Here is a 444-nt window from a genome sequence, read left to right as displayed (position 1 = left end):
CAAGGCCGATCCCGGCATCGATTCCGGGCCCGCGGCCGACGTGCCGATTCCGACCGGTGCGACCGAGGTCCACTCACAGGCGTACTCCGCGCCGGAGTCGGAACAGTTCACCAGTGGCCCCTATGTGCCCGCTGACGCCGCGCTCTACGACTACGACAGCTACGACCCCGCCGTCGATCAGGCCGTCGCCACCTCGCCGCCACGCTGGCCCTGGGTGGTGGGCGTCACGGCGATCATCGCGGCCATCGCGCTCGTGGTGTCGGTATCCGTACTGGTCGCCAGCGACGACCCGGACGACCTCGCCTCACCCGACACCAGCACCACCACCTCGGCTCCAGCCGTGCAGGACGAGATCACCACCACGACACCGCCGCCGCCCCCGCCGCCGAGCAGCACCACGCCTCCGCCTCCGCCGCCGGAGACCGTCACCGTCACCGAGCCGCC

The 444-nt window shown here is 71.8% G+C and carries 1 pseudogene; it reads left to right on the top strand.

Annotated features, from left to right (window positions below):
* Positions 1 to 16 precede the first annotated feature (16 nt).
* Positions 17 to 444, top strand: a pseudogene (locus Q2100_RS28325) (hypothetical protein); the annotation flags it as partial.

It is taken from the genome of Mycolicibacterium arseniciresistens (genome assembly GCF_030519285.1).
Classification (GTDB): domain Bacteria; phylum Actinomycetota; class Actinomycetes; order Mycobacteriales; family Mycobacteriaceae; genus Mycobacterium; species Mycobacterium arseniciresistens.
The sequence above is the reverse complement of the archived record's forward strand: the minus strand, read 5'-3'. Positions and strand labels throughout refer to the sequence as shown.